Source organism: Pseudomonas sp. NFACC04-2 (genome assembly GCF_900119265.1).
GTDB lineage: Bacteria > Pseudomonadota > Gammaproteobacteria > Pseudomonadales > Pseudomonadaceae > Aquipseudomonas > Aquipseudomonas fluorescens_AA.
This window is the reverse complement of record NZ_FPJC01000011.1, coordinates 156,831-173,107: the sequence shown is the minus strand read 5'-3', so window position 1 is coordinate 173,107 and position 16,277 is coordinate 156,831. Positions and strand designations below refer to the sequence as shown.

11 protein-coding genes are annotated in these 16,277 nt (G+C 59.1%); all 11 read left to right on the top strand.

The genetic code is table 11. The features are described from left to right. Positions 1–32: 32 nt before the first annotated feature. The 11 genes from BT125_RS16640 (at position 33) to fleR (ending at position 16,103) form a co-directional block, all read left to right on the top strand. A complete protein-coding gene (locus tag BT125_RS16640) occupies positions 33–3,614 on the top strand; it encodes a glycosyltransferase (protein ID WP_072408592.1) in 3,582 nt (1,193 codons plus the stop codon). 63 nt (positions 3,615–3,677) lie between these two features. Then, the gene (locus BT125_RS16635) at positions 3,678–6,572 is read left to right on the top strand and encodes a TIGR00180 family glycosyltransferase (protein WP_072408537.1); all 2,895 of its coding nucleotides are present in this window, start codon (positions 3,678–3,680) and stop codon (positions 6,570–6,572) included. 330 nt (positions 6,573–6,902) lie between these two features. Continuing rightward, positions 6,903–7,829, top strand: a complete 927-nt coding sequence (locus BT125_RS16630) for a ketoacyl-ACP synthase III (protein WP_072408591.1) — start codon at positions 6,903–6,905, stop codon at positions 7,827–7,829. 274 nt (positions 7,830–8,103) lie between these two features. Then, positions 8,104–8,952, top strand: coding sequence for a flagellin domain-containing protein (locus BT125_RS16625; protein WP_072408535.1), 849 nt, complete (start codon positions 8,104–8,106; stop codon positions 8,950–8,952). A gap of 72 nt (positions 8,953–9,024) precedes the next feature. Next, positions 9,025–9,390, top strand: coding sequence for a flagellar protein FlaG (locus BT125_RS16620; RefSeq protein WP_072408533.1), 366 nt, complete (start codon positions 9,025–9,027; stop codon positions 9,388–9,390). An 82-nt stretch (positions 9,391–9,472) separates the two neighbouring features. Further along, on the top strand, positions 9,473–10,903 hold the full coding sequence (gene fliD, locus BT125_RS16615; protein ID WP_072408531.1) for a flagellar filament capping protein FliD: 1,431 nt from the start codon (positions 9,473–9,475) through the stop codon (positions 10,901–10,903). Between the two features lie 132 nt (positions 10,904–11,035). Further along, positions 11,036–11,431 (top strand): flagellar export chaperone FliS, encoded by a 396-nt coding sequence (gene fliS / locus BT125_RS16610; protein WP_053178499.1) that lies wholly within the window; start codon positions 11,036–11,038, stop codon positions 11,429–11,431. 11 nt (positions 11,432–11,442) lie between these two features. Continuing rightward, positions 11,443–11,739, top strand: a complete 297-nt coding sequence (locus tag BT125_RS16605) for a flagellar protein FliT (RefSeq protein ID WP_072408529.1) — start codon at positions 11,443–11,445, stop codon at positions 11,737–11,739. Between the two features lie 169 nt (positions 11,740–11,908). After that, a complete protein-coding gene (locus tag BT125_RS16600) occupies positions 11,909–13,384 on the top strand; it encodes a sigma-54 dependent transcriptional regulator (RefSeq protein ID WP_003199076.1) in 1,476 nt (491 codons plus the stop codon). A gap of 110 nt (positions 13,385–13,494) precedes the next feature. Then, positions 13,495–14,703, top strand: coding sequence for a sensor histidine kinase (locus BT125_RS16595; RefSeq protein ID WP_072408527.1), 1,209 nt, complete (start codon positions 13,495–13,497; stop codon positions 14,701–14,703). Between the two features lie 5 nt (positions 14,704–14,708). Next, on the top strand, positions 14,709–16,103 hold the full coding sequence (gene fleR, locus BT125_RS16590) for a sigma-54-dependent response regulator transcription factor FleR (protein ID WP_072408526.1): 1,395 nt from the start codon (positions 14,709–14,711) through the stop codon (positions 16,101–16,103). The last annotated feature ends 174 nt before the right edge of the window (positions 16,104–16,277 follow it).

Genomic DNA, 16,277 nt, shown 5'->3' with positions numbered 1-16,277 from the left:
GAGTTGACGCCCAACGGTTGAGAGCCATGCGTGTGAAATCAGCTCCTCTTGTCAGCATTGCCATCCCCGCGTACCACCCACGCTTTTTCCGCCTCGCCTTGCAAAGCGCGCTCGAGCAGACCTACGAGAACCTGGAGATTGTCATCTGCGACGACTGCCGCACCGATGGAATCGAGCAGATTGTCCAGGAAGTTGGAATGGGCTCCACTGTTCCGGTGCGTTACCTGCGCAACCCGACCCGGCTGGGGTTCCAGCAGAATCTGTTGCGCTGCCTTGAAGAGTCCCGGGGCGAGTTCATCAAGTTCCTGTGCGATGACGACCAGTTGCTGGCGTTCTGCGTCAGTCAACAGGCGGCCATCTTGCAGGAGCATGCGCAAGTATCGCTGGTGATCAACAAGCATCATTTAATCGATGCCGACAACTATGCCTTGCCGGTCCGCGTTGAAAATACGGGCATCACACAGTTCGATGCATTGTTCAACGGCAACGACATGCTGGCGTATTTTGAGAAGACCACCCGTAATATTCTCGGTGGCTTGAGTGGCGCATTGATGCGTCGCACAGATGTCGACGCCTTGCTGCCAGCGTTGGCGCGGCCCGGCGAAGGCTTCGAGGCTGTCCTCGATTTTGCCTTGTTCATCTGCCTGTTGCGCCGGGGCCATCTGGTCCAGCTTTATGCCGAGGGAAGCGGCCAGCGGTTGCACCCCGAGCGTCTCGAACGTCAGCACAAGATGGTTGAGGCGGCCACGGTAGAGCTGACCTGGCTCAAGGAAATGCTGGCCCAACGCAGTGGCGAGCCGGCGCCAGCCAGTGGCTGGGTGCGTTACCAGTCGCTGGGGCAGCCCAAGGAACCAGGGGCGCCCGAGTGGGAAGAAATCAACGTCTATTCGGTCATCGCGACTCGCCAGGGCGTCATCGGTTCGCAAGTCGGCACGGACATCGAAAGCTACGCAGACCTCTATGCGCAGTGGCTGACATGTCGACGTTTCAGTCCATTGCGCAAGCAAGTCCTGTCCCGGCAGATTGCCCGCTGGACCTATCGGCCGATGATCGTTCCCGTCATCATCGATGAGCAGGATGATCCTTATGCGCTGGGTATTACCCTGCAGAGTATCGCTGCCCAAGCCTACGCCTGCGAATCGGTGCTGTTGTTGTCCAATGGGCGCCAGGCCGTGGATAACCATGTCCTGCGCCTTGGCCTGCAAGCGGACTGGGCGCAGCAGCTCAATGGGTTGTTGCCTCAACTGGACGGCGCCGACTGGTTCTACCTGCTGCGTGCCGGCGATCGCTTGACGGAGTCTGCGCTGTTGATCATGGCCGATCGGATTGTCAGCTCGCCGGCTGCTGCCTGTCTCTACAGCGATGAAGGTGCGCTGTTGGATGACAAGTCGGTGGAGCCGATCTTCAAACCCGACTTCAATCTCGACCTGATGCGCGGTTATCCCTATGTCGGTCGGACATTGGCTTTCGAGCGTGCCCGATTCCTGGCCTCCGGTGGATTCGATCCGAGCCTGGGCGAGCTGGCGCCCCATGATTTGATCTGGCGACTGGTGGAAACGGATGGGCCGCAGGTCATTGGGCATATTCCGGAAATCCAAGTCGAATCGACGTTTTCGTTTGCCCGATGGCTATCGTTGCCTGAAGTCATCGAGCAAAACGCCCAGTTGATCGGCGCTCATCTACAGCGTATCGGCGTGCCTCACCGGCTTCACCAAGGACCGCTCCTGGCGTTGGTCCCGCGCATCGAATACCTGTTCGCCGAGCGCCCCCTGGTGTCGATCGTCATCAGCGTCAAGGATGACCTGGGCGCGCTGGAGCGTTGCGTCAACAGCCTGATCAGCACGACCGCATACCCGCATTACGAAATCATCATTGTCGATAACGCCAGTGAAAACGCCGAGCTGCAGCATTGGCTGCGGGCCATGGCCGAGCTGGGCAGTGAAAAGTTGAGAATATTCCTGCACCCGGAAAGCAGCAGCGAAGCGGTGATCCGCAACTTCGCCGCGCAGCATGCCCGCGGCGAATACCTGTTGTTGCTCAACCCCAATTGCATCTTGCTGGAAGCCGCCTGGCTGGATGAGTTGCTCAATCATGGACAACGTCCCGAGGTCGGTATCGTGGGGCCTCGCACACTCAACCAGCAAGGCCGGGTCATCGACGCCGGCATGATCATGGGGCTGGGTGGGTTGGCGGGCAGGGCCTTCGTCAACGAATCGGTTACGTCTGGCGGCTACATGCAACGCTTGCAGACGGTACAGAACTGGAGCGCCGTCAGCGATCACTGTTTGTTGGTGCGCAAGCAGGTTCTGGAGGAGGTCGGTGGGTTCGATGAGTCGATCACGACACAGCGTATCAACGCTCTGGAATTATGCCAGCAGGTCGGAAAAAACGGTTACCTGATCGTCACCACGCCTTACAGTGATGTCGTGCTGGTGTCCGGCGTGGAAGCCAGTCGCGATCCTTCGTGGAAGCAGCGGCTGGAGCTCGAACAAGAGGCGTTCTATCAGCGCTGGTTGCCCAGGATCGCCAACGATCCTGCCTACAACCGTAACCTGACCCTGATCGGCAAAAGCTTCTGCCTCGAGCCCGGACCACGCACCGGCTGGAATCCATTGATCACCCGCAACGTCCCTTCGATCCTGGGGCTGGCGGTCAATACCTCGGCGGTGGGGCATTACCGCGTCAGCCAACCGTTATTCGAACTGGAAGCGGCTGGGCGAGTCGTGGGACGTGTTGCCTACGATACGCCCTCGATCATCGACATCGAGCGCCAGTCACCGGATGTGATCATCCTTCAGGGTCGCTACAACGTGGGTAAGTTCAAGGACATCACTCAAGTCAAGACTTACTCCAACGCCATGCGCATCTACGAATTGGATGACTACATCGCCAGGGTCCCGGAAAAAAACGAACACCGCCGCAATATGCCGGACAATCTCGAGGACTTGCTACGCCAAGGGATCGGCCTGTGTGATCGGGTGGTAGTGTCCACTCATCCGTTGGCGGATGCCTTGTCGAGCATGCACCACGATATCCGCGTGGTACCGAACATGCTGGCTGCCGGCCTGTGGAACCAGCTCAGAAGCCAGCGTGCTACCTCCAGCAAGCCGCGTATTGGCTGGGGCGGCGGCACCAGCCACCGTGGCGACCTGGAGCTGATCGCCGATGTCGTTCGGGAATTGGCCGACGAAGTCGAATGGGTGTTCTTTGGCATGTGCCCCGATTTGCTCAAGCCTTATATCCATGAGTTTCATCCGGGCGTGAGCCTGGCGGCTTATCCGGCGAAGCTGGCCAGCTTGAACCTCGACCTGGCCTTGGCGCCGTTGGAGTTCCATATTTTCAACGACTGCAAGAGCAACCTTCGCCTGTTGGAATACGGTGCGTGCGGCTATCCGGTCATTTGTTCGGATACCGAGGCTTACCGGGGGCACCTGCCTTGTACCCGGGTCCTCACCAACAGCACCGAGGAATGGCTGGAGGCCATCCGTATGCACCTGGCGGATCCGATTGCCAGTTACCGGATGGGCGATGAATTACGTGAAGTGGTGCTGCGCGACTTTATCTTGCGCGGCGATAACCTGCAGTACTGGGCCAATGGTTGGCTACCGGATTGACGGGGTTGAATCCCGAACATCCCAGTGTCGCTGATGTGGCAACCCACTTGTTAAGGAATGAATATGCAAAGCAATGCCCCAACAGAATCGACTGCGCCGTTGAATGAACGGTTTACCCTGGTGCTGCTCGCTCATGACCAGTCGACTGCCCTGCGGCGGGCGTTGCGCCATTATCGCGATAGTTCGTTCGCGGTGCTGGTGATCGACTCATCGAGCCTGATCGACGCTGATATCATGGCCGCATTCCCCGATGTGCAATACCTGCACGCACCCGCGGCCACTGGTTTCGGCGATAAGGTTCGCCAGGCTGTCGAGCGCGTCGCCACGCCTTACCTGGCGATGGCCGATGCCGAGAGTTTTCTGTTGCCCCGGGCGCTTGAACAAGCGTTGAGTTTCCTGGAAGCGCACGCTGAATACAGTGCCTGTCAAGGCTACAGCCTGGCGTTCGAGGCCCATGCCGACCGTGTCGACTATTACCTGCTCGATCGCAAGGGTTGTGAAGATTATTTCAGCGCATCGGCCGAAGCCCGGCTGGCCGTTTATGCCGAGGATTGCCCATCGCTGGTGAGCGCCCTCACACGCACTGAAAGCCTGCGGCGTAGCTACGCTTCGTTGCCCGCCGGCTTTGATTCATGGTTGCAGGAGGCTGGCCATTGCTTTGGGTTGGTGACAGATGCAAAGGTCCGCCTGCTGGACATTCCTTATGGTGTACACGAGCGCAGGCGCGTGGCGAAGCCTCGGGTCCCGGTTGGCATGGCGCGTGATGCCGAGGACTTGCGAGCAGTCGCTGAACAGGACCGCATGGGCACGATGCTGGGCGGCGCCTTTGGCACGGATGCTTCGGCGCGGGAACATGCCCGGGCCATACTCAAGAAGCTGGCCGAACGTTCGGTGCCGCAGACAGGGAAACTGTTCGAGTCGACCTGGGATTCGCGGCGCGGCGAACCGGTTCGGCGTTTCGAGCCGACGCAATACGTTGAGTTGCCCTTTTATAACCAGGCTTTTTTCGACGTGCTCACTTCGCTGGAATTCCTGCTTCATGCGGCGCCAAGCGGGCAGGTGCAGTTGAAAGAGCTGGAAGCCGTCATGCTCAAGCAGAAGGAACTGTCTCGCCCCCAGCGCAACACCAGCGCCGAGCCGCTTGATGAACAGCTGGCGAGGGCTTTCCTGAGCTATGCGTTCAACCAGGATCTGGTGAAGCAACTGCTGGAGGTCATGCAGGCCAAAGGTGACAAGCGCTACGTGCAAATGCTCCAGGCCTGGGACCAACGGCTCAAGGCGGCGGCGTTTGAAAATACCGCGAGGTTGTTCGACCTCACGCGCTCCGGTCAATTGCTGCGCTGGCTCGAGGCGCGTGAACCGAACGCCAGTGAGGCCCGGAAAGTGTCCAAATACCTGGCCGCTCGCAACGGTGGCCCGACGTTTGGCATTTTGATCCTGGACCTGGACGCCGACATCTTCAAGATGCAGGCAACCTTCGACAGCGTGATCAATGGCTATTGCCGGGCGTTCAAAATTGTCGTGTTCACTACCGGTGAGCTGCCGAGCGAGACTACACCGCAGAACGTCCTGCACTTCGTCAAAGTCAACGAAAGCAATTACATCGACAAAATCAATCAGGTTGTCAGCCAGAGCGATTGCGATTGGATCGTCATGGCCGAGGCAGGCGATGAATTGACGCCCGGCGGGCTGTTCCGCGCGGGTGTGGAATTGCTGGCCGCGCCGCAATGCCAGGCCGTGGCAATGGACGAGGTCCAGCGCCAGCCTGACGGGACCCTGGCCGATGTCTTCCGGCCAGGGTTCAACCTTGACTTGCTGCAAAGCGCTCCGGCGTTGATGGCCCGTCATTGGCTGGTACGCCGGGAGACATTGGTGAAACTCGGCGGTTATTCGCGCGAATTCAAGAACGCTATGGAGTTCGACCTGCTGCTGCGTCTTATCGAGCAGGAAGGCCTGGAGGGGCTTGCCCATCTGGATGAGCCGCTGCTGATTTGCCAGGCACCTCCAGTGGAAGACAACGCCGATGAACGCAAGACATTGCTGCGTCATCTGGCGGTTCGTGGCTATCAGGCCGATGTGAGCGCTGTCGTGCCGGGCACGCATAAAATCGACTACCGCTTTGCCGAGCGCCCCATGGTGTCGATCATTGTCCACGGTGCCTGCGACCTGACGACCCGACAACGCTGCCTGCTCAGCGTCCTGCAGCGCACGCGATATCAGCGCTACGAGGTATTGTTCTGCGCCGCCGCGGCAGACAATGCTGTCTTGCGTACCTGGCTCCAGGGGCAGGGGCACCAGGCAAGTCGTGTTCGCTTGTTGGATATCGAACCAGGCATGGCGACGGGCTCATTGATCAATACTGCCAGCCAGGAGGCCAAGGGCGACTATCTGGTGACGCTGGCGGCAGACGGTGAAGTGCTCAACGTCAACTGGATCGAATCGTTGCTCAACCAGGCCTTGCGTCCGGAAGTCGGCGTGGTCGGCGCCAAGCTGGTCGAGCGCGACGGACGTATCACCCAGGCGGGCCTGATTCTGGGCTTGAACGACGAAGTCGGCTCGGCGTTCGTGGGCGAGCCGAAGACTGCCAGAGGCTACATGAACAGGTTGGTTGTCGAGCAGAACTGTTCGGCGGTGTCGTTTGCTTGTCTGATGATTTCCAAGCAACTGTTCGAAGCGGCTGACGGCATAGACAGCGGTTTGTTCGACGATGCCTTGGGTGATGTGGACCTGTGCCTCAGGGTCGGCCAGGCCGGTTACCTGACGGTCTGGACGCCGCATGTGCAGGTTATCCAGTCCGGCGTGCTGGCGAGTACGCCACAGACGCGTGCGGCGCTGCGTGAGAAGTGGTCCGGGGTGTTCGCTCAGGATCGGTTCTATAACGCTAACCTGGCGCTGCAAGGCGCTGGTTTCGCCCTGGGGCCGGTGCGCAACGTACCCTGGACCGACTTGCTGGCATAACCCCGCCTTCCGAGGCGAACCATCGACGCTGGCAGGTAAAACCTGCCGGCGCTCTCGCCCCATTGCACCGCCATCCTCAAGATTTCTGTCTAGTACCCAATACCGTCGCGGGAAATGACACAGCTTGGTTTGTCATGAAAAAATGCCCCTTCAGGACAAAACAGCGTGACGTATAGGTCATAAAGTGCATCTTCACTGTATTGTATTCCCCGGAGTGGAGGCCTGTTCGTTCGCCTGATAAGGCATCCGCCCTTGGAAATCAACCATTTTTGAAGCGCCCCTGAGCTTTCGGGGGTGAACCTAGTCGCAGTTCATGATCGGGAAGCCATGATGATTGGCATAAAAAGCATAGCGAGTTATGTGCCGACCGCTGGTGTGGATAACTACGCTCAGGGTGCCAAATTCGAGAAGGATGAAGAGTTCATCCTTGGCAAGATCGGTTCGGCGTTCCTGCCGCGCAAAGACGCTGACCAGGAAACCTCGGACCTGTGTGTCGAAGCAGTGAATGCATTGTTCGCCAACAACCCGCAGCTTTCGCGCGAATCCATCGACGCGTTGATCGTTGTCACCCAGAACGGTGATGAAGAAGGGTTGCCGCACACGGCCGCCATCGTGCAGGACAAGCTCGGGTTGCCGACCCATGTGGCGGCATTCGATATATCGCTGGGCTGCTCGGGTTATGTATACGGCATTTATGCCCTGAAAGGCTTCATGGAGGCCGCAGGGTTGAAGAACGGGTTGCTGGTAACCGCCGACCCGTATTCGAAAATCGTCGACCCTGAAGACCGCAACACCACCATGCTGTTCGGCGATGCCGCCACGGCTACCTGGATGGCCGAGGGCGCCAACTGGCAATTGGGCAAGGCCAAGTTCGGCACCGATGGTTCCGGCGCGCCACACCTGAAGGTCAGCGACGGGGTGTTTTTCATGAACGGTCGCCAGGTGTTCAATTTTGCCTTGCTGAAAGTACCGGCTCATTTGCACGAACTGCTGGACGAATCCTCATTGCAAGCCAGCGACATCGACGCATTCTGTATCCACCAGGGCAGTGCGGCGATTGTCGATGCCGTGGCAAGGCGTTTCGAGGGGGAGCCTGAGAAATTCATCAAGGACATGGTCGAGACCGGCAATACCGTGTCCTCGAGCATTCCGCTGCTGCTGGAAAAGCATGTTCTGGATGCTGACTGGAAGCGCGTGGCGATCAGCGGTTTCGGTGTGGGCCTGTCGTGGGGCTCGGCGATTCTGTATCGCGATTGATCGAACCACGTTCTTCCAATAGCGCTTCAGGTTGACCTGCGGCGCTTTTTTTTGCCCGCGACATTGTTCTGCGGTTTATTGACGCCATTTTTCGGGCCTTCCCCCATGGCTAAGCCCTTGTTTCACAAGGGGTGGCAGTCTGCTAGCAAATTTTTTGAAAAAAGCCCTCAAGCAAGTTCCCAATCCGACGATAACTATTACGAAGGTTCTCTAGGCCACACCCGGCGGTTGCCAGGGCCGGAAGCCGCAGTACCCAACCAACGAGGAATTCGTCATGGCTTTAACAGTAAACACTAACGTCACATCGTTGAACGTTCAGAAGAACCTGAACAAGGCTTCCGATGCTCTGTCCACTTCGATGACCCGCCTGTCTTCCGGCCTGAAAATCAACAGCGCCAAAGATGACGCCGCCGGCCTGCAGATCGCTACCCGTATGACCTCGCAAATCCGCGGTCAGAACATGGCGATCAAAAACGCCAACGACGGTATCTCCATGGCGCAGACCGCTGAAGGCGCGATGCAGGAGCAGACCAACATTCTGCAACGTATGCGTGAACTGGCCATCCAGTCTCGTAACGACAGCAACAGCGCAGATGACCGTATTGCTCTGAACAAAGAGTTCTCGCAGATGAGCGACGAACTGACCCGTATCGCCAACAGCACCAACCTGAACGGCAAGAACCTGATGGACGGCACCGCGAGCACCATGACCTTCCAGGTCGGTGCTGAAAACGGTTCTGACAACCAGATCACCCTGACTCTGAGCGCCAGCTTCGACGCCGCAACCCTGGGTGTTGACTCGGCAATCACCATCGTTGGTTCCGACAGCGCTGCTTCGGAAACCAACTTCTCGGCCGCCATGGATGCAATCACCAGCGCGATCGACACCATCAACAGTGCTCGTGCCGACCTCGGTGCTGCCCAGAACCGTCTGAACAGCACCATCTCCAACCTGCAGAACATCAACGAAAACGCCAGTGCTGCACTGGGTCGCGTACAAGATACCGACTTCGCTGCTGAAACTGCACAACTGACCAAGCAGCAGACTCTGCAGCAAGCGTCTACCTCGGTTCTGGCCCAGGCCAACCAACTGCCATCCGCTGTACTGAAGCTGCTTCAGTAATAGCTGGATGAGTTTTAGCGGGGGAGTGCGCTTGCGTGCTCTCTCGCTTTTTCCGTTCAAGAGGTGATGGACATGGATATGAGCGTGAAGCTGAACTTGTCTTATCCAGCGGCGAAGCCGGCACCTACAGTGGCCGACAAGCCCGTGGAGAAGCCTCAAGCCGACGTTGCTACCTTGACCCCGGTCAAGGAAACTCCCAAGGATGCTGCCGCCGAGCAGGACAAACTCAAGAAGGCCGTTCAGGAAATCGAGAAGTTCGTCCAGTCGGTCAAGCGCAACCTGGAGTTTTCTATTGACGAGCCTTCAGGCAAAGTAGTGGTCAAAGTGATTGCCAGTGGTTCCGGTGAAGTGATTCGCCAGATCCCGAACGAAGAAGTTCTGAAGCTGGCCAATAGTTTGAATGATGCAAACAGCTTGTTGTTCAGCGCCGAAGCCTGACAGCCAGCACGAATTTTGTTGTTATGTTCTTTTGGGCGTTGTAAAGGTCAAAAGGCCGGCGACACACTGAAGGGAGTCCCACATGGCAAGTCCAATTCTACCTGGCTTGGGTCTAGGCTCTGGCCTTGATACTACTGCGATCGTCAAGGTACTGGTCGATTCCGACAAGGCCGCCAAGCAAGGTCAGATCACCCGAGCGACGACGAAGACTAACGACAGTATCTCCGGGGTCGGAACCCTGAAGTCGTTGCTGGCGGCGTTCAAGACCGCCATGAAGGACTTGTCCAGCACCACGACCCCGCAATTCTCGGGTTTTGCTGCAACATCCTCGACCCCCGCTGTTCTGACGGCAACCGCCAGTAACTCAGCGGTGGGCGGTACCTATGCAATCAAGGTCGACAACATCGCAACGGCTTCCAAGGTCACCTCGGCGGCCTTCGCCGGTGGCACTAGCAGTGCCATCCCGAGCGGCACGTTGACCATCAAGCAGAACGGTGTCGACTACAACCTCAACGTGGCGTCCGGTGCGACCCTGCAATCGGTTCGTGACGCAATCAATGCCGACACTTCGCTCAAGGCTGCGGGTTTCAGTGCCAACATCATCACCGACTCTTTCGGTTCGCGCCTGGTGCTGGGTTCAAGCACGACCGGCGCCGGTTCCGACATCTCGGTGAGCGGTATTGCGGGGCTGGAGATCGATGGAACGAACGTCGTGGGTGCTGGTGGGGCTGCGCTGACGGCCACTTCGGCGGGCGCCATCGGTGCCCTGGCCCAGGATGCCAAGTTCTCCGTCGACGGCATGGCGCTGACCAGCAAGAGCAATACGGTAAGCACGGCGATTTCCGGGTTGACCTTGAATTTGCTCAGTGGCGGACCGACCGCCAGTTCAACCGTCACCGTGGCGCCGAACAACGACGGCCTGAAAGCTTCGATCCAGAAATTCGTCGATGCCTATAACGCGATCGCCAATAGCGTCACCGCACTGACCAAGCCGTCGCTCGACGATGATGGGAAGTTGACGGTGTCGGCAAAGTTGACCGGTGACGCGTTGCCTCGCGCGCTGCTGGCATCGATTCGAACGCCTTTGTCTGAAACCGGCGCTGGCGACAAGCTGACGTCGCTGGCCCAATTGGGTATTACCACCGATCAGAAGACAGGTGCGTTGAACTTCGATACCACCAAGTTCAACGCGGCGATGAACGACAAGAAGCTCAGCGGTGAAGTCCAGACGTTGTTTACGGGCACCAATGGCCTGCTGGAACGCATGGGCAAGGCGATCGAACCCTACAGCCAGACGGGTGGTATCCTCGATCAACGGAGCACGACGCTGACCAGGACACAGACCCGCCTGAAGAACGATCAGGAGGCCCTGGATCGCCGGGTCGTGACCCTGACCGCCACGCTGACCAAAAAGTACAACGACATGGACGCCTTGGTCGGCAAGTTGAAGGCTACTGCTAACAATATCACCTCGATGTTTGAAGCAATGGCGGCGCAACAGAAAAACAGCTGATTTTCGACGGATACAAAAAGCCCGGCAACGTTTTGACAACGTTCCGGGCTTTCGGCTTTTCGACCTAAAGTTTTTTGACGCAGCGTCGATACGCTGTTTATACGAACCGAAGTTTTTTTGATGAGGTAGAACATGAATCCGATGTTAGCCCTTCGCCAATACCAGAAGATTGGCGCCCAGGCGCAAACCTCCGAAGCAAGTCCCCATCGTCTTGTGCAAATGCTCATGGAAGGCGGGCTGGATCGTATCGCCCAGGCCAAGGGCGCGATGGAGCGCAAGGATATTGCAAACAGAGGCATCCTGATCAGCAAGGCCATCGGCATTGTCGGTGGTTTGCGTGAAGGCCTGGACCTGGAAAACCAGGCCGAGTCGGTCGCCGAATTGGATGCTCTCTACGCTTACATGATGAAACGTCTGGCCGAAGCCAACATCAAGGCCGATCCGAAGATCCTCGACGAAGTCGCCGATCTGCTTCGCACGGTCAAGGAAGGCTGGGACGCCATTGCCGCACCTGGTCCGCAATTTTAAGGAGTGCTCTCATGAGTCTTGTCCTGCAGCGAATCGAACACACCCGTGATGCCCTGGTCGATGCCTTGGCTGAGCGCAATTGGGAGGCCATCGGACAATTGGACCTGGCCTGCCGTTCCTGCATGGAAGACGTCCTGAGCGAGTCCGAGGTGGATGAGGCGGCGTTGCGTAATAATCTTGAGGAGTTACTGGGGGTGTACCGGCAATTGCTGGAGGCGGCCACAGGAGAGCGTCAGGCGATCGTCGACGAGATGCAACAGATCCATCAAGCACAGAACGCCGCAAAGGTTTACCATCTGTTCGGTTAATGCTCAGTTAATCCGAGCCCGTTGCGCCATAAATTTGACTGTGCACGGTTTTTTGACTTAACTAGTATCTGTTTACAGATTTAAGGCGTCTACAGGCATGACAAGTCTGCAAGCGTCTAGCTTGCCCCCTAATTTCGGGCATTGGGTTGACTAGGGAAGTTGCTATTGCATGTGGCGTGAAACCAAAATTCTCCTGATCGATGACGATAGCGTCCGCCGCCGCGACCTGGCGGTGATCCTGAATTTTCTTGGCGAAGAAAATTTACCCTGCGGAAGCCATGATTGGCAGCAGGCTGTCGGCTCATTGTCGTCCAGTCGTGAAGTCATCTGTGTCCTTATCGGGACCGTAAATGCTCCCGCAACGCTTTTGGGCTTGCTAAAGACACTCTCAACCTGGGATGAGTTCCTTCCGGTTTTGTTAATGGGCGAAAATTCTTCCCTTGACTTGCCTGAAGACCAGCGTCGCCGGGTACTTTCCACGCTCGAAATGCCGCCCAGCTACAGCAAGCTGCTCGATTCGCTGCACCGCGCTCAGGTTTATCGCGAGATGTACGATCAGGCTCGCGAGCGCGGCAGGCATCGCGAACCCAACCTGTTCCGCAGCCTCGTCGGCACCAGCCGGGCGATCCAGCACGTGCGCCAGATGATGCAGCAGGTCGCCGATACCGACGCCAGCGTGCTGATCCTGGGCGAGTCGGGCACCGGCAAGGAAGTGGTCGCGCGCAACCTGCATTACCACTCCAAGCGCCGCGAAGCGCCGTTCGTGCCGGTCAACTGTGGCGCGATCCCGGCCGAGTTGCTGGAAAGCGAACTGTTTGGCCATGAGAAAGGCGCCTTCACCGGCGCGATCACCAGCCGCGCCGGGCGTTTCGAACTGGCCAACGGCGGTACGCTGTTTCTCGACGAGATCGGCGACATGCCGCTGCCGATGCAGGTCAAGCTCTTGCGGGTCCTGCAGGAGCGCACCTTCGAGCGCGTGGGCAGCAACAAGACCCAGAGCGTCGATGTGCGGATCATTGCCGCTACGCACAAGAATCTCGAGAGCATGATCGAGGTCGGCAGTTTCCGCGAAGACCTCTATTACCGCCTCAATGTTTTCCCGATCGAAATGGCACCGCTGCGTGAACGCGTCGAAGACATTCCGTTGCTGATGAACGAACTGATCTCGCGCATGGAGCACGAAAAGCGCGGTTCGATCCGATTCAACTCGGCGGCGATCATGTCCCTGTGTCGCCATGGTTGGCCGGGCAACGTCCGCGAACTGGCCAACCTGGTGGAGCGCATGGCGATCATGCACCCGTACGGGGTGATCGGCGTGAATGAGTTGCCAAAGAAATTCCGCTACGTCGACGACGAAGACGAGCAAATGGTCGACAGCCTGCGCAGCGACTTGGAGGAGCGGGTGGCGATCAACGGTCACACGCCGGACTTTACCGCCAATGCCTTGTTGCCGCCCGAAGGCCTGGATCTCAAGGATTACCTGGGAGGCCTTGAACAAGGGCTGATCCAGCAGGCGCTGGACGATGCCAACGGCATCGTGGCCCGCGCGGCAGAACGCCTGCGCATCCGTCGTACCACCCTGGTGGAGAAGATGCGCAAGTACGGCATGAGCCGTCGCGAAGGAGATGAACAGGCGGATGATTGACGCCTGTTTTCCAACCGCCTGATTTTCAGGCGGTTTTTTTTCGGCACGGGTATTGCTATAGCCCTCGCAACGTTCCGTTTAACTGACGGTCAGCCAAGCGAGAGAGCACGATGACCCAAGCCGCCCAGATGTCTCCTGTCCTTGAACCGGGACACATGCCGTCCGCCGAACAGGCAAGCCGGCTTGGACTTGAGCAGGCATTTTCGCTGTTCAGCCAGATGTCCAGCCAACTGACGGATTCCTACAGCCTGCTCGAAGCACGGGTCACCGAGCTCAAGGGCGAGTTGGCCGTGGTCAGCGCCCAGCGCATGCAGGAGCTGGCGGAAAAGGAACGCCTGGCCAATCGTCTGCAAAATCTCCTCGACCTGTTGCCCGGTGGCGTGATCGTCATCGACGCCCACGGCCGTGTGCGAGAAGCCAACCCGGCGGCCTGTGAGTTGCTCGGCCTACCCTTGGAAGGCGAGCTTTGGCGGCACGTCATCGCCCGTTGCTTTGCGCCCCGGGACGACGACGGCCATGAAGTGTCCCTCAAGGACGGTCGGCGCCTGTCCATCTCGACGCGCTCGCTGGACGCCGAGCCTGGGCAGTTGGTGTTGCTCAATGACTTGACTGAAACCCGTCATCTGCAAGATCAGTTGGCTCGCCACGAGCGCCTGTCTTCCCTGGGGCGGATGGTGGCCTCGCTGGCCCACCAGATTCGTACGCCGCTGTCCGCCGCGCTGCTCTATGCCAGTCACCTGACCGAGCAGCAATTGCCGATGGAAACCCAGCAACGCTTCGCCGGACGCTTGAAAGAGCGCCTGCACGAACTGGAGCACCAAGTGCGCGACATGCTGGTGTTCGCGCGCGGCGAGCTGCCGTTGACCGACCGCGTCACCCCCAAGGCCTTGTTGCAATCGCTGCAGGCCGCGGCGTCGCCCCATGTGCAAGAGCTGCCGATCCGCTGGCAGTGCGATAGCCATGTCGGTGAAGTGTTGTGCAACCGCGACACACTGGTGGGCGCGGTGTTGAACCTCATCGAAAATGCGATCCAGGCCAGCGGCGGCGACGTCCGGCTGAAAGTGCACTTGTACACACGCGACAACACCTTGCGCTTGTCTGTCAGCGACAACGGTAGCGGTATCGAGCCGGCCGTGCTGGCGCGCCTGGGCGAGCCGTTCTTTACCACCAAGACCACCGGCACGGGCCTGGGGCTGACCGTGGTCAAGGCCGTGGCCCGTGCTCATCAGGGAGAATTGCAGTTGCGCTCGCGGCTGGGCCGTGGCACCTGTGCGACGGTGTGCTTGCCGCTGTTTTCCAATGCGCCAGGGGTGGAGTGAAAGCAATGGCGATCAAGGTGTTGCTGGTTGAGGATGACCGGGCCCTGCGCGAGGCGCTGGCCGATACCCTGGCGCTGGCCGGGCACGATTACGCCGCCGTCGGTTCGGCGGAGGAAGCGCTGCTGGCGGTGGACCGGGAAGCGTTCAGCCTGGTGGTCAGTGACGTCAACATGCCGGGCATGGACGGCCATCAATTGCTCGGCCTGTTACGTGCCCGTCAGCCGCAACTGCCCGTCTTGCTGATGACCGCTCACGGTGCCGTCGAGCGAGCGGTGGACGCCATGCGCCAGGGCGCGGCGGATTACCTGGTCAAGCCGTTCGAACCAAAAGCGCTGCTGGACCTGGTCGCGCGCCATGCCTTGGGCAGTCTCGCGGTCGAGGGCGAAGGCCCGGTGGCCATCGAGCCGGCCAGTGCGCAACTGCTGGAATTGGCCGCACGGGTCGCTCGCAGTGATTCAACCGTATTGATTTCCGGCGAGTCCGGTACGGGCAAGGAAGTGCTGGCCCGCTACATCCATCAACAATCCCGGCGTGCCGGGGAGCCGTTCATTGCCATTAATTGCGCGGCGATTCCCGACAACATGCTCGAGGCGACACTGTTCGGCCACGAAAAGGGTTCCTTCACCGGCGCCATCGCGGCCCAGGCCGGCAAGTTCGAGCAGGCCGACGGTGGCACGATCCTGCTCGATGAAATTTCCGAAATGCCGTTGGGCCTGCAAGCCAAGCTGCTGCGGGTATTGCAGGAGCGGGAAGTGGAGCGGGTGGGGGCGCGCAAGCCCATCAACCTGGACATTCGCGTGGTGGCGACGACCAACCGCGACCTGGCCGGCGAAGTGGCGGCGGGGCGTTTCCGTGAAGACCTCTATTACCGTTTGTCGGTATTCCCGCTGGCCTGGCGTCCGTTGCGTGAGCGTACCGCCGATATCCTGCCGCTGGCCGAGCGCCTGCTGAACAAACACGTCAATAAAATGAAGCACGCGGCGGCCCGGCTTTCAGCCGAGGCCCGGGCCTGTCTGGTTGCCTATCCGTGGCCGGGCAATGTCCGAGAGCTGGATAACGCCATTCAGCGGGCCTTGATCCTGCAACAGGGCGGTTTGATCCAGCCGGAGGATTTCTGTCTGGCCGGTCCGGTGGCCTGCGCGCCATTGCCCGCATTAGCACCGGCACCGACCGCAACCCCTATGCCACCGATGGATGTCGAAGGCGATTCGGTCGGCGCCTTGGGCGATGACCTGCGGCGTCGCGAGTTCCAGATGATCATCGACACCCTGCGCGCCGAACGCGGACGTCGCAAGGAGGCCGCCGAACGCCTGGGGATCAGTCCGCGCACGCTGCGCTACAAACTGGCGCAAATGCGTGACGCTGGCATGGATGTCGAGGCTTATCTGTTCGCCAGTTGAACAAGCACCGAAACCCCTGTGGGAGCGAGCTTGCTCGCGATAGCGGTGGGTCAGTCAAGGTGAGGTAGGAGGTAGTGGGTTATCGCGAGCAAGCTCGCTCCCACAATGGGATTGCGCGCGCATTTGTTTTCTATCGCCATGGAGCTGGCACCCTTGTTGCTAATACCTGAATAC